General features: G+C 43.5%; 20 protein-coding genes and 1 pseudogene. 5 read left to right on the forward strand and 16 right to left on the reverse strand.

Annotated features, from left to right (window positions below; translation table 11 throughout):
- Positions 1 to 253 precede the first annotated feature (253 nt).
- Positions 254 to 846 (forward strand): annotated as a pseudogene (locus tag KDD30_RS07095) (FMN-dependent NADH-azoreductase).
- Between the two features lie 113 nt (positions 847 to 959).
- Here the strand turns inward: KDD30_RS07095 and KDD30_RS07100 are convergent.
- Positions 960 to 1274, reverse strand: coding sequence for a DUF496 family protein (locus KDD30_RS07100; protein ID WP_211648826.1), 315 nt, complete (start codon positions 1272 to 1274; stop codon positions 960 to 962).
- Between the two features lie 471 nt (positions 1275 to 1745).
- Between KDD30_RS07100 and KDD30_RS07105 the strand changes: the two genes are divergently transcribed.
- Together KDD30_RS07105 and KDD30_RS07110 are read left to right on the forward strand one after the other, a co-directional pair.
- Entirely contained in the window at positions 1746 to 1955 is a 210-nt protein-coding gene (locus KDD30_RS07105) for a cold-shock protein (protein WP_211648828.1), read from the forward strand.
- A gap of 384 nt (positions 1956 to 2339) precedes the next feature.
- Positions 2340 to 2549, forward strand: a complete 210-nt coding sequence (locus KDD30_RS07110; RefSeq protein WP_211648830.1) for a cold-shock protein — start codon at positions 2340 to 2342, stop codon at positions 2547 to 2549.
- A 99-nt stretch (positions 2550 to 2648) separates the two neighbouring features.
- On the opposite strand, the gene KDD30_RS07115 is transcribed toward KDD30_RS07110, so the two are convergent.
- Positions 2649 to 3131, reverse strand: coding sequence for a tol-pal system YbgF family protein (locus KDD30_RS07115; protein ID WP_211648832.1), 483 nt, complete (start codon positions 3129 to 3131; stop codon positions 2649 to 2651).
- Positions 3132 to 3145: 14 nt separating this feature from the next.
- Here KDD30_RS07115 and KDD30_RS07120 point away from each other — a divergent pair, with 14 nt between their 5' ends.
- Positions 3146 to 3361, forward strand: a complete 216-nt coding sequence (locus KDD30_RS07120; RefSeq protein ID WP_249199288.1) for a cold shock domain-containing protein — start codon at positions 3146 to 3148, stop codon at positions 3359 to 3361.
- On the opposite strand, the gene KDD30_RS07125 is transcribed toward KDD30_RS07120, so the two are convergent.
- The 11 genes from KDD30_RS07125 to KDD30_RS07175 form a co-directional block, all read right to left on the reverse strand.
- Positions 3362 to 3979, reverse strand: a complete 618-nt coding sequence (locus KDD30_RS07125; RefSeq protein WP_211648842.1) for a LysE family translocator — start codon at positions 3977 to 3979, stop codon at positions 3362 to 3364.
- A gap of 169 nt (positions 3980 to 4148) precedes the next feature.
- Positions 4149 to 4757: a pyridoxamine 5'-phosphate oxidase family protein gene (locus KDD30_RS07130; protein WP_211649668.1), complete on the reverse strand. Its 609-nt coding sequence runs from the start codon at positions 4755 to 4757 to the stop codon at positions 4149 to 4151.
- Between the two features lie 168 nt (positions 4758 to 4925).
- Positions 4926 to 6329 carry a hypothetical protein gene (locus KDD30_RS07135; RefSeq protein WP_211648844.1) on the reverse strand — a complete coding sequence of 468 codons (1404 nt, stop codon included), beginning with the start codon at positions 6327 to 6329 and terminating at the stop codon, positions 4926 to 4928.
- Positions 6277 to 7488 carry a c-type cytochrome gene (locus KDD30_RS07140; RefSeq protein WP_211648846.1) on the reverse strand — a complete coding sequence of 404 codons (1212 nt, stop codon included), beginning with the start codon at positions 7486 to 7488 and terminating at the stop codon, positions 6277 to 6279. The genes KDD30_RS07135 and KDD30_RS07140 overlap by 53 nt, the downstream gene beginning before the upstream one ends.
- The gene (locus KDD30_RS07145; RefSeq protein WP_211648848.1) at positions 7488 to 8048 is read right to left on the reverse strand and encodes a hypothetical protein; all 561 of its coding nucleotides are present in this window, start codon (positions 8046 to 8048) and stop codon (positions 7488 to 7490) included. Before KDD30_RS07145 ends, KDD30_RS07140 begins: the two co-directional genes overlap by 1 nt.
- Positions 8049 to 8173: 125 nt before the next feature.
- Positions 8174 to 8404, reverse strand: a complete 231-nt coding sequence (locus KDD30_RS07150; protein WP_211648851.1) for a hypothetical protein — start codon at positions 8402 to 8404, stop codon at positions 8174 to 8176.
- Positions 8405 to 8511: 107 nt separating this feature from the next.
- On the reverse strand, positions 8512 to 9813 hold the full coding sequence (locus KDD30_RS07155) for a hypothetical protein (protein WP_211648853.1): 1302 nt from the start codon (positions 9811 to 9813) through the stop codon (positions 8512 to 8514).
- A 229-nt stretch (positions 9814 to 10042) separates the two neighbouring features.
- Positions 10043 to 11026: a c-type cytochrome gene (locus KDD30_RS07160; RefSeq protein ID WP_211648855.1), complete on the reverse strand. Its 984-nt coding sequence runs from the start codon at positions 11024 to 11026 to the stop codon at positions 10043 to 10045.
- Between the two features lie 248 nt (positions 11027 to 11274).
- The gene (locus KDD30_RS07165) at positions 11275 to 12189 is read right to left on the reverse strand and encodes a hypothetical protein (protein WP_211648857.1); all 915 of its coding nucleotides are present in this window, start codon (positions 12187 to 12189) and stop codon (positions 11275 to 11277) included.
- Positions 12190 to 12284: 95 nt separating this feature from the next.
- Entirely contained in the window at positions 12285 to 13250 is a 966-nt protein-coding gene (locus KDD30_RS07170) for a hypothetical protein (RefSeq protein WP_211648859.1), read from the reverse strand.
- Entirely contained in the window at positions 13229 to 13588 is a 360-nt protein-coding gene (locus KDD30_RS07175) for a hypothetical protein (RefSeq protein WP_211648869.1), read from the reverse strand. Before KDD30_RS07175 ends, KDD30_RS07170 begins: the two co-directional genes overlap by 22 nt.
- Positions 13589 to 14012: 424 nt before the next feature.
- Between KDD30_RS07175 and KDD30_RS07180 the strand changes: the two genes are divergently transcribed.
- Entirely contained in the window at positions 14013 to 14243 is a 231-nt protein-coding gene (locus KDD30_RS07180) for a hypothetical protein (RefSeq protein ID WP_211648871.1), read from the forward strand.
- A gap of 80 nt (positions 14244 to 14323) precedes the next feature.
- Here the strand turns inward: KDD30_RS07180 and KDD30_RS07185 are convergent, their stop codons facing one another.
- From KDD30_RS07185 to KDD30_RS07195, 3 genes are all read right to left on the reverse strand, one after another.
- The gene (locus KDD30_RS07185; protein WP_211648873.1) at positions 14324 to 14848 is read right to left on the reverse strand and encodes a hypothetical protein; all 525 of its coding nucleotides are present in this window, start codon (positions 14846 to 14848) and stop codon (positions 14324 to 14326) included.
- 581 nt (positions 14849 to 15429) lie between these two features.
- On the reverse strand, positions 15430 to 17418 hold the full coding sequence (locus KDD30_RS07190; protein WP_211648874.1) for a DUF3732 domain-containing protein: 1989 nt from the start codon (positions 17416 to 17418) through the stop codon (positions 15430 to 15432).
- The gene (locus KDD30_RS07195; protein WP_211648876.1) at positions 17415 to 17876 is read right to left on the reverse strand and encodes a three component ABC system middle component; all 462 of its coding nucleotides are present in this window, start codon (positions 17874 to 17876) and stop codon (positions 17415 to 17417) included. The genes KDD30_RS07190 and KDD30_RS07195 overlap by 4 nt, the downstream gene beginning before the upstream one ends.
- Between the last annotated feature and the right edge of the window lie 25 nt (positions 17877 to 17901).

The following is a 17901-nucleotide window of genomic DNA, read 5'->3' on the forward strand; positions in this document are numbered from 1 at the left end:
ACAAACCAGTTAGCGCAAGGCTCTCACGAGCCATTCCCCTAAGCCCGAAACAGGAGTCGTTTCGGGCTATTTTTTATCCCGTCAGCCCCTGAATACCGCAGTCAATCTGCCTGCTTACGGCACCAAATCGCCTTCTTTCAAAAATGTCGAACGACTTACACAAGTTTTTGAGCTTTTAGTCAATGCCCTAAGCCTCTAAGATAAGCATCAAGTTAGAAACATGGCTCAAATATTCAATCTCAGAGGCTGCATTATGTCTAAAGTTCTCGTTCTGAAATCCAGTATTCTTGGTGGTTACTCTCAATCTAATGCTTTGATTGAGCATCTTCTCAACGTAAAAGAAGATCAAATCACGACGATCATCGAGCGTGATTTAGCCATCACCCCACTCCCTGTTTTAGACGGTGAATTAGCGGGTGGCCTTCGGGGGGTGACAACCTGACACAACGCCAGAAAGACGCGATTGCACTGTCTGACCAGTTGATCGAAGAAATTCAGGTAAGCGACACCATCATTATTGGTGCACCGATGTATAACTTCAGTATTCCGACACAACTGAAAAATTGGTTCGATCTGATTACCCGTGCTGGCGTGACCTTCTCATATACAGAAAATGGTCCCGTGGGTCTGCTGAAAGACAAAAAAGTCATCGTTGTGACTTCTCGTGGTGGGTTGCATAAAGACAACGCCACTGACACCATGGTGCCTTACCTGAAAACCATTTTAGGTTTCGTCGGTATGACTGAAGTTGAATTTGTCTATGCCGAAGCGCTGAATATGGGTGATGAACTGGCAGACAAAGGTCTGATCACCGCAAAAGCACACATCGAATCCGTCGCAGTTTAAAAACAAACGACCATTCTGAACCACAAAAAAGCCGCATTCATAATGCGGCCTTTTTAGGTTGTCTGACTTTGAACTCACAATGTGGCTCAAAGTGTATTGCAGACAAGAGCACCTTACTTCGAAGGACGATTCGCAAGTTCTGTGCGCTTTTGCTCTTTTAATTGCTTGCTGGCTTCCCGGCGTTCTTTGGAGAGTTCTGCACTGATGATGATATGGTCATCTACACGATCTTCATAATCGCCTTTCATGGTTTCAATAATGCTGACAATTTCATCATGCGTCATTTCAGGCTGAATATAGTCAATCAGATTTTCAAGCAATTCAACACGCTTGCGGTTATCCCTGATTTTGCGGTCGTTATCCAGAATCTCACGTTTCAGCTTATTTTTGCGTCTGGCAAGACGAACCAATTCCAGGATGTTGTTCATAATTTGTCCTTTACTGTGAACTTTGAAAGCCCTAATTGATTGGGTTATATCAGAAACTCCGCAGATGACTCAAGTCAGATCTTCATTAAATCAAAGCACCCTTCAATTCATTGATCTCACACAAAAGTTGACTCATTTCCCGAGATAAGACGCACAAAGTATAGAGTCAATCTTTACAGTTCCCATGACAAAAGTTTTTCATTTATGCGACAAGGAGTTAAAAACAAAATATGCGCATGGTTTCTTGTTAGCTGACTCACAATCTTCCGCTGAATAATTTGCTTTTAATATCCCAGAGCCTACTCTTTTCAGGTACCAGTAGTGATTTGGAAAAATGATGCAACGCAAGTGCGACACTTCTCGACAGAGTTCTCTGATGAAAACTGTTTCTCTGAAGCGAGCGATATGTTGTTCTGTTGATTCAAAAAATTATTGGTAAGCAACGTAAGAGTTAGAGATTCAGGAGACAACATGTCTAAAGCAACAGGTACCGTTAAGTGGTTTAACGAAGAAAAAGGATTTGGTTTTATCACTCAGGATAACGGTGGCGCCGACGTATTCGTACACTTCCGCGCGATTACTGGTGATGGCTTCAAAACTCTGGCTGAAGGTCAGAAGGTCACTTACGACGTTGAGCAAGGTCAGAAAGGCCTGCAAGCGGCGAATGTCGAAAAGATATAAGTGAACAATACGTTAGCGACAAAAAGGGCTCATTTGCCCTTTTTTTGTATCCAGTGCTCGGACCAATATTCGCAACACATATCAACTCTAAAAGTTTGAATCTGTTTCAAAATTCAACACATCTGCTGAACTCTTCACAAATTATCAGGAATTTTTAGGTCCAACTCACTATTTGCTTGCTGTAACCCGTGCATTGTGGCCTAATGGGTTTGCCTATAATGCAACGCTATTTATGCAACAAAGTGAAAAGTATACTTCGTTACACCCGCTTCACCTAAGCGCCGTTGTCCTGAAGAGCTACATCCTTGTCCATAAGTAATCCATTATATTGGCATGAAGCACGCCCTATGGCGTTATTTATTCCTATATTTCAGGAGACATACAATGTCTAAAGCAACTGGTACTGTTAAGTGGTTTAACGACGAGAAAGGTTTCGGTTTCATCACTCAAGATAACGGCGGTGCAGACGTATTCGTTCACTTCCGCGCTATCCAAGGTGATGGCTTCAAATCTCTGGCTGAAGGTCAGAAAGTGAAGTTCGACATCGAACAAGGCCAGAAAGGCCCTCAAGCTGCAAACGTAGAGCGCGTATAAGCCCTCCTCGTTACAGAACATGATGAAGAGCGCCCAAGGGCGCTCTTTTTGTATCGTTCGTTGATATATGACCATCTCAATCTCATACAGCAATCTCCCTTACCACTGTTTATCTAAGTTTTCAGCATATAAGCGGATCGCACGCTGGTAAGCTTGAATTTGAGTGCTGGAAGTCGTTTGCAATAACAACTCAAGTAACATTGCCATCGCTTCCTGATGACGTCCCAAATTGTGTAAACACATCGCGTGAAAGGGCTGAACCTCGATCAAATCGGGAAAATCATGTTTTGTTTGCTCAAAATATTTCAGCGCTTCATGATAATTTCCCAGACTTCTCAAAGTACTGGCCAGTCCAAACACCGCATCAAAACGCTCATTCTCAGAGATTGGACCTTTCAACGCGGCTTCATAATGCGCCACCGCTTCTCTTTCTTTACCTTCATTATCATAAGACCAGGCAATTTGCAGATGTGCCTTCGCCTTCAGCGCCTCTTCTTCCAGCATCGTGGTCAGGATAGTTCGGGATGCTTCATATTGCTTTGCTTTACGAAGTGCCAAAGCTTCTTCAAACTGAGTATTCATGGCTAGAGATTCCTATCTTTGAAGAGACACCAACGGGTACTGTTCAGTGGTTTAACGACGAGAAAGGTTTCAGTTTCATCACTCAAGATTACGGCGGTGCAGACCTGTTCGTACACTTCCGCGCGATCCAAGTTAAAGGCTTCCAATCTCTGTTTGAAAGTCAGAAAGTGACGTTCAACATCATACAAAACGGCAAACGAAGAGCGCCCAAGGGCGCTCTTATACAATAGCTAGCGCTGGCCTGACAACGCTAAACCTGCCCCAAAAAATAAATAACATCCACCACCAGCACGCGTGACCCACAATTGCCCTTTTCCCTCAGACAACCTCGCCTTCAGCCTGCCAGCACACATTGCGTAAAACGAATGTATAACAATGACGATCACACTGAAAGTCACAGCAAGAATCATCAACTGCATCGCATGATCTGCCTCTCCGTGCACGAATTGCGGAAAAAGTGCCATAAAAAAGAAGAGCGGTTTGGGATTCAACATCGTTATCGCCACCCCTTCCAGAAATCTCCGGCTGATGCTTCTGGGTGCTATAAGTTGTTCATTAAACGAAATCGTAGATGTAGAACGCAGCATTTTGATGCCAAGGTAAATCAGGTAAGCAGCACCAACATATTTCAAGAGCGTAAGGATAGTTGCAGATTGCGCCAATAAAACGACCAAACTCGTCGACGATATCATGGCCAGGAGCAACATCCCGATTGCAATTCCGACGATACCAGGCATTGCGCTTCTTCCGCCACACCGAACCGCCTGTGACAACGTCAGAATCACACCAGGCCCTGGGCTTGCAATTGTTGCAATGGCAACAGTAATAAAAATAAGATAATTTTCCATAAGTTAGCCAATAAACTCGATAAAAATAGCGACCATAACAGAAATTTCAAAGCACACATATCCCCTAACATGTTCTTCCATTATCCTGCCCCCAGACGGAAGACCCACTGCGCCGATCTTTTGGTCGTTCAAGATGTTCATCTGGATTCCGTCCCTCAAACTTAGCTTGTTACAGCGACTCGCGATAATAAGCTATCATTTCTTCCTGACCCATCACCTCTTCCTGCATATTTTGCTGGGCTTTCATGATCTGAGCCAGCGACGGCAGGATGTTACGATCCACCCGATAATGATTATCCCAGAGTCTGGCGCGCATGATCGCTTTACCGCAGTGGAAATATGCCTCTTCAACAGCCACTTTCATCACAAGCTTGGCGGGTTTTGCGCCGTCTGGGCAACGTTCTGAATAATGTGGATCAGTGTGCAGACTCACTCTGCCCTTAATTCTGACAACTTCGTCAACGCCTGGCACTAAAATCATCAGACCCATTTGCGGACGTTCCAGAAGATTCCGAAAGCTATCGATCCGATTATTGCCCGCACTGTCGGGAATCAGCAAAGTCTTACGATCCAGCACTTTCACAAATCCCGGCTGTCCCCCTCGTGGAGACACATCGGTAAACCCGTTCTGATCTACCGTCGAAAGAACAATGTACGGACTGTGCTCAATCATCGTTCGACTGAAATCATCGATGTGATCCATGGCTTTGTTTTTTGCGCGCTTGCTCGGTTCACCATACAAAGCACTTAATTGTTCCAGAGAAGTTATCTGGCTCATCATTACCTACAACATTGATGTACTGCGATCAGGTCTTTCATCAGTACAAATGGTTCAAAATGGATATCCCACCTGAAAGGACAGGCCATATGCTACCGCGGGAATATCCATTTATCTATGACTGATTCATTTTATGGCGAACATGGAAACATCTGATGGCTTGACGTTTTAAGGCATCATCGCTTGCAAAGCTTCACGGCTGATGCGAAGGTTTTGCTGATGCTGGAAATGGGTATCAAGGCATGCGGGCGTTTGTGCCCAACGTACCTGCATATGCCAGCCACCATGTAAACATTCAAGATACATATGAGTTTGCGGATTGGATATCAGAACATTCGGACCAAAATACAGATCAATTGATTCTTCGTGACGACTCGCTCGTGACCGGTTCACTGCAAACCTCAGTTCCGGCTTCACTTTCACTTCGGCAGGAACAAAAAATGAAATACTGCTGTTTGCGATAGGAATCATTCGCTGCTCAACGCGTGTTGCTGCGGGAGAGACGTGTCTCTGAACAGGATGTCGCGGAAACACCCAAACCGGAACAAACACCTTGTTATTTTTTAATACGTTAAAAATCGCCTCCGTGATTAAATCTACATCGTTGTCGGCACCATAGGTCTGCAGTGAAAATGGTGCATTCTGTCCAATAAGTGCAGCGTTTACCCACAGACGAATTTTTCTTTTGATGTCACTGAGCGACAGCAATGCAGGGTGAGCATTTTCATAAACCGTAAACTGCTGAACAAGCCTATCCCAATGAAGATACATTTGCCCGCGCGGTTGATTGTAATGTGTCTCCAGTGACCAAACCGTCACAACCTGTAATTTATCATTCCAGTTTTGCCCGGCCGCCGGATCGTCACTTGGTAAATGAATTCCCATCAGTCCTTTTAAGGTTTCCCGCCAGGAAGGCACCGTCATTCCCCGAAATCCAACGTAATCACTCATAGTATTTTCAGGAAGCACTGTGTCCAACTTTGCGACAAATTCCGCGGGGTGCCTTCTCCCCTGCTGATCAAAAACAAAGCACATCGGGAAATCTCCCAGCATGGTCTTCATATGCGTCGAACAATCTAAATCCAGGCTCTGTACATCCACCCCATCGACAATAAAGTAGGTTTCAGCAGCCTTCGGTTTCGCCGCCAGAATCCGGTACCCCTTTTGTGCCGCTAAACGTGACAAAACTGCGATATCCCTTTCAAGCCCTCGTGTATCAAAAGCGCCGCTGAACCAAACCAGCGCTTCACCGGGATAGTAATCTGGGTGGTCACTGACAATACTGCCAATATCAAACTCTGGCTGATTAAACCCAGTGTTATCCTGAGCTATCGTACCGAACTTGGGGACGAACCAAATCAGACCGGGATCCTCGGTATCCCCGAATAAATAAAACTTGCTGAGGACCTCATAGCCAAACTCAGATTCCACGTTCCTGATCGTCGGATCAACAGGCGCAGCCATCACGACTCGCACAGAAGCGAAAAGGATGAAACACTGAAAGATGAACATTCCGATTTTATGATTCTTGGTCATTCCATTTACCCTGACATAACTGTTGATGTGTTTCATTTGGGCAGCCTGATTTAATCCAGATGCCCAATAGCTGAATGAGTTGCGAAGGGAGCGGGCGGCCTGTTGCTGGCATGCCCGCTTTCGCTGCCCCCATGCCAAACGCTTCTTCTTTCTCCCGGATCGCTAATCGCTGATACAAGGCTCTGGCATCTTTTGTCTTCAGCCAATGCTCAATTTCCCTTCGGCTGGCCATACTGAACGCATCTTTGGCACGCCCTTCGATACCATGGCAATGCACACAACCGGTATCCCGCCAGAAACGGTGCCAGATATACTTCAGTGCTTTCGCTGAAAGAGGTTTTTGAGGTAATCGCTCGAAGTTCAGTTCGATTTGTGAAACGGCCTGAGCCAATTTGGATTCGCTGCGGGCCCGGACATCCTGAAAATACGCATAGAGATCATGTGCATCCCGACGCGACACTGTCATTCGAGGCATACTTCTGCCTGCGACAACTTGTCCGTTCGCGTACTGCTCAATCCAATGTGCAGAGAACAAACTCATCGCCGTCGCGTTGTAGCCAGACGGCTGACTTGCGTCGTGGCATGTTGCACATTTCTGGTCAAACAACGTTTTTCCTCTCTGAACAGAGCCCTGCCGTTCCCACTGTGTTTCCGCCGGAATGGCACTGAAATGTTCACTGATAGCAAGAACATCAATTTCAGAAATGCCGGTATAAGCCATCATTTTTGGTGCAACACATGCGTCATCACTGCACGTTCCGTGCGGCGCATTTAAAAAATTCACGAGTGTCTTCCGATTCACTCGGGCAGATTTGGATTGAAATACGGGCCAGACTGGCGCATCCAAATAAGAAAGCGGATAATCCGCCATCGACTTCAGCCGCTCGTTCTTGACAGGCAAGGCCACATATCTGAAGTCATCGATCCCTTGCCGGTAATGACTTGCCACTTCATCGATCTCGGTATGGCATGCGACACATTTTTGATCTGTCCATCGAGATGCACCATTCGCTAAAGTCCCGACTGGCTTCATCCGGTTCTCAAAATGACAGCCATGACATTCCTGCGCTATCGCATTGTGATACACGCGCTGATCCAATTCGACCGCAGACAAGCCGAACGAAATGAAGCCGAGAGCAATCCATAAAATGGTAAGTCTCAAACACGTTGGATTACGGCCGACCACATGAAGCATCAATACGAGACCTCGAGCAAAGGCGTTGAGGGGACGGGTGCCGAGATTACGATTTTCTCAGCCGCGGATTGCTTGGAAATCATCTTTAAATCTGGATGTCCCTCCACGGGCTGAAATAAGTCAACCAACTGACTCCAGCGCTGGAACAATAACGCGGAATCAACCGGCCCTTCAGCAAACCCAAATAAAACCGGATCGAGCTGAGCGGTGTAAAAATGAATGCCACGCTCAAAGCCATACCAGTCCGTCTTGAGGTGAGAGCCCGTCGTTGATGCATCCCCAGCAGAGAGCGGCCATTGCTGTTCCAGTACGTTGCGTTCGGCCAGATGCTGAACAATACTGGGCACCTCAATATAAACCCCAGGCACAGATTGACTCTCCGGGTCAGACAAGGCGAATTTCAGATGCATCAGTCGTTTCGTATCGATCAACTGAAACAGTTTTTCTTCTTTTTCCGCAGTTGTCTGGTAACGAATCACCAAACTGCACAACTTTGGATAGCCTTGCGGGCGTGTGGATACCGAAACATATTCAAAGGTGGCCAGTAATTGTTGCAACACCTCCGTTGGCTGACAGAGCGTCGCATTTTCAGGAAGAAGTACTTTTCGGTTCGGACGGAGATTGTACGCTTCTGTGAATGCTTTCAACGCACCACTGAGAATACTCTGAGGAACAAAACTAACGGTCAGCGTTTTCGTTCGGTACGCGCCAGGCGCGGGTAAGACATAATCATATTCATAGTCACGAAACCAAACATACCCCGTCCCCGGGTGGAATTTTTATAGGGTGCAAACACAATGTCACCATTGTCGATCGCGGCATTAAAATCTAACAATGACAATTGATATTGACTGGCATGCGCCGAAGCCGCCGTCAATAATGCAGCACTCGCAAATATACAGATGAATCTAAACATCGGTCGTCCTTGAAATAGCCCACATCGCTGTGGGCTGAAGATTGTACTTATGTCGCAGAAAATCATCCGAGATTACGGCAGACACCGTAATCCCGGCATCCATTCAGTTAAGGTGTTGTCCAATCATCAACAATGGCATGACACCCTGTATCCGTACTCCATGCCACAGGCGTGCCAAATCCACCCTGAACACAGTCGACACTCATTTCTGTTTGAACAGCCTCCATTGACATCCCAGGATTCCAGTTAATCATTCGGGTTTCGTGGCGTTTCAGGACTTGCTTCTCGTAGTTCGCCCGTAATGTCCACATCGCATTGGTTCTCGTATCGACCAGCCCAAGCTGTGATTGACTGTATTCCCGAATTTGGTCAAACAGCTCGGCTTGCAGATCGGCCCGAACCCCTTCAACCGCCCGGATGAAAGCCGCCTGATTTGGCGCCTTGGTTTCGTACTGTCGGGTTTCAGGGTTGTAGTACTCGACATAAACACCCTTCCCTTCCTGTACGAGCTTTTTGAAGAAGCTCTGCAGCTCTATGTCGACACAGGCATAATTGTGATAAGCCGCAAAAGCATGCGCTTGTTCAAAGGTCTGATTCCAATCCACGGTCACCCGAGCAACACGGGTTTCTCTTTCAGTTTCTAACTCCCAGTCAACAACCAGACTAAAATATGGTGCCAGACTGCTTCCGACGGCGAGATCCTGCTCTATTAAATTGCTCATTTCATTATTTGGCAGTGTCATGAGCTGAAACGGGATGTTCACCGAGGCACTCGTTCTGCCACTGGGCACTTTGGCATAGGCTCTTTCAATCACTGTCGCTGGATATTGCCTGCCATCCACAGCGGTGACAGAACAATTTTGAATATTCGCCGTGTATTGATTTCCGAATTGATCTGTCATGGTTAACGGATAGGATTCACATTGAACATCCACTCGCCCATCGGCGTCCACATCAATCCCATCTACGATTAAACTCGCAGTCCCGCGCTTTACAACAGCAGGCGAGACGCTGAATCCCACTTTTTCTGCTTCAGTCTTCAGGAAGTTCACATCTTCAAGACGACCCATGGTGTTGAATGATCCCCCCATCCGAATCTGCGACTCACCAGCCCGAAGTGCAGCCCAGATTCCAAATTGAGGTACATAGCGTGTCGCATTAAAATTCGGACGCGTGTTTTGCCCGCTGCCCCGGTACGCGACGTAACCCGTTTTAGGGACATACCAGATCAGATCCTTTTTGTGAGAATCTGTATATAAGTAGTACTTGCTCTCTAATTCAGCCGAGACACTGGCAGGAAAATAGCGGTATGCATTGTCATCATTTGGATCCATGGGGGCAGCCATCACCGCACCACTGATCAATGCTGAAGCCGCAGCGGCCAGCTGAAGAGTCTGAGTTTTTTTCATCTTTTCCTCAAATTAATAAAAGAATTTATAATTCAAGCGCTTGAGTGATGAGTATGCTCAGCGATGTGATCCAAGATGAAGGAATCCCTCTCAGATATGCAGACTCGTTCGAGAACACAAACTGATAAAATCCTGGCCTTCTACAAATTTATGAGAGTGAATTCATGCTTTTATGGATGATTGGTATGTCAGTAAGCGAGAACAACAGAAGCAAATACGGCTCCAAATATTACCGGTCTTCATGCATTGCGGTTTCACTTGGAATGCATATCTTTTCATTCTTTTCATCTGGACAGCCTGACTGAATCCAAACCCCGATTAAACTGAGAAGCTGAGGCGGTAACGGTTGTCCAGTTGCAGGCATCCCCGCAGGGATCGCTCCCATCCCGAACGCCTGCTCTTTCTGCTTTATTGCTAATCGGCGATACAAAGTACTGGCATCACTTTCATTCAACCAATGCGCTATATCTCCCCGATTCGCCATGCTGAATGCATCTTTTGCCCGACCCTCGATCCCATGACAATGGACACAGCCTGTATCCCGCCAAAAACGATTCCAAATATAAAACCGGGCTTTGGCTGACAGATTTCCTTCTGATATTTGATCAAATTGCGACTCAATTTTTGCAACAGCCTGAGCAAGTTCCTTTTCTCTGCTCGCTCGCGAATCCTGAAAATACGCATAGAGATCATGTGCATCCTGCCGTGAAATCGATAGTTTTGGCATCGTTCTTCTTGCGCCTAATTCGCCATTGGCGTACTGCTCAATCCAATGTGCAGAGAACAAACTCATCGCTGTCGCGTTGTAGCCAGACGGCTGACTTGCGTCGTGGCATGTTGCACATTTCTGGTCAAACAACGTTTTTCCTCTCTGGACAGAGCCCTGCTGTTCCCGCTGTGTTTCCGCCGGAATGGCACTGAAATGTTCACTGATAGCAAGAACATCAATTTCAGAAATGCCGGTATAAGCCATCATTTTTGGTGCAGCACATGCGTCATCACTGCACGTTCCGTGCGGCGCATTTAAAAAGTTCACGAGTGTTTTTCTGTTGACCCTCACCGTTTGATTTTCAAAAACTGGCCACATCGGTGCATTCAGATAAGGAAGGGGGTATTTTGCCATCGATTCCAGTCGCTCGTCCTTAACCGGAAGTGCCACATATCTTGGATCATGAACCTTATTTCGGTAGTTCTGGGCAATATCATCGATCACGGTATGGCAGGCAAAACATTTTTGATCCGTCCATTGTCGAGCCCCATTCGGTAAAGTACCCACAGGCTTGATTCGGCTATCAAAGTGACAACCATGGCACTCTTGTTCAATTGCATTCTTATATACATGCTGATCAATTTCGAATGCGTACAGATTCAAAGACATCCATAACGTTGCGCCCGGTAAAAATACCGGAACGCAACGAAACCATATAATACACAGGACATTCATGAAACGATGCATAAGCATCAGTAAGAGACCTCAATAAATGGCGTTGAAGGTAAAGGTTCTGAAATCACGATTCTTTTCTCCGCATGTTCATCAGGAATGACCCAATAACCGGGTTGCCCCAAGACGGGTTGAAATAGTTCAATGAACCGAATCCAGCGTTGAAACAACAGTAATTTGTCTACGCCTCCATCATCAATCCCGTACAACGTGGGATCAATATGAGACGAATAAAAATTAATTCCATGATCAAGGCCATACCAGCCAATATCTATATGAGGAATACCCAGTTCACTCGGGGTCGGCGGTAATGGTAAATCCTGCTCGAGTATTTTCTGGTCAACCAGCTGAGATACAATCGTGGGAACTTCAATATAAACCCCAGGCGCAGATTTATTCGGATCATACAGCGCAAATTTAGCGTGCATGAACTGCTTTGTGTCCACAAGTGCAAGTAACCTGGCTTCTTTTTCTGCACTCGTATTGTAGCGGATCACCAAACTACAAAGCTTCGGATATCCCGGAGGTAAGGTCGAAACTGAAGCATATTCAAAGGTCATCAGTAACTGGGTGACCGCTTGTGTCGGTTCACATAGCACGGCATCTTCAGGAACAATGGTTTCCCTGTTTGGACTGATGTTGTTTTCTCGCACAAACAGATCAAACTCTCCGCTTTGGATACTTCTCGGAACAAAATTCACCTTCAGTGTTTTTGTTCTGTATTCTCCAGGAGCCGGCGTTAAATAATCATATTGATAATCACGAAACCAGACATAGCCCGTGCCTCGCGTCGTTTTTTTAAACGGTACAAAAATAATGTCACCATTGTCGATCATAGAATTGAAGTCTAACAATGATAATTTGTAATCATTCGAATAGGCTGAAGTCGCCGCCATGAGTGCGGCACTCGCACATATATAAGTGAATTTATTCATGGTCATTCCTTGGAACAGCCCACAAACAGCGTGGGCTAAATCAGGTAAAAACGTCACAATGAAATAACGTGCGTTATGGGATACTCGGTACGCTTTTAAAGCTTTGTGACATCATCAACAATGGCTTTGCAACCAACATCCGTACTCCACTCAACCGGCATTCCAAAACCACCAACAACGCAGTCGATACTCATTGATGTCTGAACGGTCTCCATCGACATACCCGGGTTCCAGTTAATGTTTCGGGTTTCGTTGATTTTCAATATTTGCTTTTCATGATTCGCACGTAATGTCCACATTGACGTTGCGTTTGTATCCACTTGTCCGAGAATCGGATCACTGTACTCCTGAATCTGATCAAACAGCTCTGCTTGCATGTCAGCTTGAATCCCTTCAACAGCCTGGGTGAAAGCAAGATCGTTTGGCGCTTGATCCTGGTACTTTCCAGTTTCGGGATTGTAATACTCGACATAGACCCCTTTCCCTTCCTGGACTAACTTCTTAAAGAATTTTTGGATTTCGATATCGACACAAGCAAAGTTATGTAGAGCAACAAAAGAGCTGGCTTGTTCAAACGTCTGGTTCCAGTCTACGGTAATCCGTGCTGCACGGGTCGCGCCTTCCAGTTCCAGCTCCCAATCAACAATCAGGCTGAAATATGGGGCCAAACTGTTCCCAACCGCCAGGTCAGTCTCAATGGCATTGGTCATATCAGAGTCAGGCAGTGTCACCAGTTGAAAAGGGACATTGACAGAAGCACTGGTTCTTCCACTGGGCACTTTAGCGTACGCTTTTTCAACAATTGATGTTGGGTGCTGTGTACCATCAACCGACGTCACATAACAATTATTAATGACGATATTGAGAGTCTGACCCGTCAGTGGATCCGTAATGGTCAATGGTTGATCAATACATTCGACATCAATTCGTCCATCAGCATCTGCATCGATACCATCTACAGCAAAAATTGCTTTGCCTCGTGTCACCACTGCCGGAGACACACTGAAACCCACTTTTGCAGCTTCCGTTTTTAAGAAAGTTACATCCTCAACACGTCCCATGGTGTTGAATGAGCCCCCATTCGTATTTGCGATTCTCCCGGACGAAGGGCTGCCCACATCCCAAATCTGGGCACGTAACTCGAGGCGTTAAAGTTAGGGCGGGTATTGCTACCCGTACCAAGGTAAGCAACAAAACCTGATTTCGGTACATACCAGAGCAGATCATTTTTATACGAATCTGTATACAGGTAATATTTACTCTCTAACTCTGCCGATACTTCCGCCGGGAAATGACGGTAGGCATTATCATCATTTGGATCCATTGGCGTCGCCGCAGCAAAGCCACTGAAGAAAGCTGCAGCGATGCCGATCAGCTTAAGAATCTGAGTATTTTTCATATTTTCCTCATTATGTTTAAAGCCAACTGAATAGAAGCGTTTTTATACAACCAGAGGAATATAGGTTGGGGTATCCAAGAAGACACACATAGTGAAGATAGTATTTACCATAATGTGAACTCTTCTGCATATCTATATGAAAATGACAATAATTATCAATTTATGATGGAATTAAGATCTCGGTATCAAGACTTTTGGCGCTCCTTTTTGAAGTATTGAACAAAGGAAGAAACGCTGAATGTCTTCATCGTCAATGGCACTTGGCCATCAAACTCCGACCTGAGAAGCAGAAACTGCAGATCCATGAAATCTCCAGCCAGAAAACAAACCAATATCCTGATCAGTTTTGCCAACATGAGGACTTCTCAAGTACCCAAAGTCTGGTGAATATCTGTGTACAACATACTTTGGTCGTTATGCTTATATGCAGATGATGCGGAGTGGTACGCTAGAATTCAATGTTAAAACACAAGATGCGTTTGCCAACATCGGCCTCACCTATGTGGATACAACGGATGTGAAACGCCTTGTTTCCATTGATGAAAAAACTGTTTTCATCTCAACTCAGGGTGAAATGAGCTTCTTCCTTGCTGATTCAGATGAAGATAATTCAGGGAAAGTACTTCTCAATATTAAACGCGTGAATATCGATTAAATCGGTCCACGATCAGTCATGTTACGGCTCGATTCGGATCAAGCCGCCACATTTTTGTTTGCCAGAATGATATCCGTCATCTACTTTTCCGTCGCAGGTATTGAGATACCGTCCTCCTGTACCCCATTCATTTCTAATTCAATGGCCCAATTAAACAGATAAGTTCTGACTTTGTTTAATACTCGGATAAATAAAGAACGAGAAATGACAATGGCATACTGTGGTTGATTCTGAGTGGATTTACTGAACCAGTGCGGTTGTTCGCCATAACACGGATGGTAAATTTCATGACCCATCCGATTCAGCGCATTCTCTATTTCTACTATTGAATCATATAGATAAGCCGTTCCACTGTTGTTTTCATCCCATTGAACCGGCACCCAGCCATGACCATAAAATGCACCCACCTGCCCACGCAGTTTACGATATTCAGGTAACTCAGACTCTGAACAAGCATATCCTTCCATTTCATTTTTCAGCCATCGTGAGAAATCCGTCAGCGCCAAATTCTGAGCTAAGGCGAAGGCTTTCATTAGCAATAGTGAAAGAGAACACTCTGAATTCAGCGCATCCTCCTGAATTTCTTGAATAATTGACTTACTCACCCTATGCTCCCAGTTTCATCACCAGCCACTGTGTATAAAATATAGAGTGAATCTGTCATATTTCTAATTCAAAGTTTGATCCTGATAGCAAAACAGTCTTTAGTATTTTTATGATTCTTATTTGAACGCTGTAGAGAAGGAAGTGTTCAAGAGACGGAACGCATCACGCCAAAGATTGATTGAGCTATCGCAATAGGGACAACTTTTCTGGACCAGGGATGATACTGTAATCCCCCCGCTGTCGATGTATCGTATAAGTGAATACGCCCAAATAAGTGACACCGTCACACTTTAAATCTGAGAAAAATCATGAGCATTCTCCCCCACCTTAGACTTTGGCAGAAGCAACGGACCAGTCGACACCACAGTTAATCAGTCATATAGAAGTTCTGCGATGTTCCAAGTCAGTAGCAAAGCCACAATTTACAAATGGCGGCAGAACCGCGGCTTTCCTGATCCGGTAACACTCATGCCCCTACGCTGGCTACGGTCAGCGGTTGAGGAATGGAAAGATAGTGTTGGGGGTTTGGGCGTTAATGGCTAAAAGCGGCCGGGTGGCCGCTTAGATAGTTTCTGCAAAATTAAGCAATAAAGCCTCTGTTTCTCCAACGTGCTCTAACATATTTATCAAATTTTCTATCTTTGCTTAATTTTAAATTATCCGCATGATCGGTAATTATGATTTGAGGCATAATTCCAGTTTCTTCTTCTGTTGACTCACAAAAATCAATAATTTCATTAAAGAAATTTTCAACTGACTTTATATCCTCATCAACTTGATACTGCTTCCCTTCCTCAACTAAGTTTCTTGGAACAAACTCACCTTTATTGTCCGAGCTAATATTAGGGAAATAAACTTGTGTAGGCTGATCAATGAAAAGAATTGGTGGTATCATACAACTCTCTTTTCTCACACAGAATAATTTATGCATGGACATGAAAAGAGCTAAGTGACAATATAACCAATTTGCACCACTTCCCATAGAACGTAAAAAGACTTTATTTTTGCCTTGTTTGTGCCAAATATCAAAAGTGTCAAACGAAAAACCTAAATTAATAGGCATGTATGACTTTTCAAAATCTAACCTATTGCCTATTTCATTCATTGTTTTTGAAATAAACAATTGAGCATTTTTCATCTCAGAATCAACATTATATTCATGCAACTTATCTTCAACGTCTTTTATTCTAGTTTTTAATTTACCAACTTCAATTTCTAAATCTGTAGGCTTTTCATCATAAGTCAAATCTTCTAAAAAGTTTTCAATATTTAATTTAGACTTTAAAGCAACTTCATATAGTGATTTTTTCCTCTTAAGCTCATTGTTAGCTTCATTCAGTAATCTAAGCTGATTATCGAGTTGATAAAGCTCTTTCTTTTTATTAAATATTTTTCTAGATACTTCTTTTTCTTTAGCCTTATAAGATTTACTTAAGTATGGAGTTTTCCGTAGTTCTGAATTTAACCAGTTGACTGCCTTAGAAAGCTCATCATATTCATTTTCAATTATATTTGATTCACTTTCACAGAAAGGACACAAAGAAATGGTTTCCACCACTTCATTGGGATAATTTAATGTTGACAAAAATTCCTTATACTCTTCAACATACTTAATGGAAGACTTATATTCTCTTTGTATTCTTTCTAGTTCTCTAAGGTCTTTCGTCAACTCCAATCTTTGTGTTTCTTTTTCTTGAATAGCTTTAGTGTTTTCATCTGAAGTACTATCGATGTTAATATTGATTGACTGAATTACTCTTAGCCATTTGAATGGATTTCTTACAAGATTTGAAGCGTCAACATCAACTAAACTGGTTCCAGAAGCAGATTTATACTCATGCAATCTAAAGTTTAACTTTGCTAGTTTCTTATTAAACTCTTCTCTCTTTTTAGGTATTAAGTTTTCTACTTTTCGCACCTCCCCCCTTAACATATTTAATTCTTGGTTTAATAAGAAGTAGTCTTGATCTGCCATTCCCAAGAATATTTTAATGTGCTCAATTACTTGATCTCTTTTTTCCTTTTGATCAAACCTAAAAAAGACAGCATGCTTATTTGCAATCAAATTTTGGTGTTGAAGCATAAAAGAGGTAAAACTTCTAACAGTAGGGGAAGCACTTTTCTTTCGACGATACGTGATATCATCTAGATTTACATCAACATCCGTAATATCCAGACCAAAATAACCACCTAGCTCCTTATTAAAATCCGTAAGAGGAAGAAAATATTTTTTCTCAAAAAAATCAACTGGAAAAATAGGTTCGTCATCAACTATAGAAATACAATCAACATCTCTGATAAATACTTTTTTGGACTTTGGTTCTCTCGCTAAGACTAAAAAGCTATTCTTCAATTTAAAAATCACAAAATAAACAGAACTTTTATTAGTTATCTCACCAACAGGAATTGTAAAATCAGAACTACCGAAGCAATAATCAAATATCTCCATCAAAGCACTTTTGCCAGTAGATGATTTACCGGTAATAACATTCAACCCTCTATCAAAAGAAACAGAATGTGTTTTTTTGTTTTTATCTATCACTCCAATAAATAATATATATGGCTTCATAGCTCTTTAATCCCTAATATTCTAAAGCAATCAACAACCTGATAGTCATTTAATAAAATAGCCAAATTTTTCGTAGCTCGCATTTGATCTTTATGCAATGCAGATGAATCAATATTGTACTCATTAAAAGAGACTAAAAAATTATCATGCAATCTAAGAGAATCAAACTTAAACGTTAAGAAAAGACATGAATTTGTTGATTTTTTGTAGTCTTCAACTCTCTCTTGAAGCCCGGAAAGTAGTTCTCTATCACTAAATAGAGTATGTAAGGTTGAATTTTTATTGGCATATTTTAACTTTCCCATTGTTTTAGGGGTAAGAATTAATGGGAGAACTAAATACGACAATAATAAATTTTTTTCTTTCTCTTTCAGATGAAAATAGAAACACTCAAAAAGAGGTCCAAAAATATAAGGATTTCGATTAAGAGTCCCTAAGTAATCAATTGCTGTACCCATTATCTAAGCTTCCACTTTATATCTT

It is taken from the genome of Photobacterium sp. GJ3 (genome assembly GCF_018199995.1).
Taxonomy (GTDB): domain Bacteria; phylum Pseudomonadota; class Gammaproteobacteria; order Enterobacterales; family Vibrionaceae; genus Photobacterium.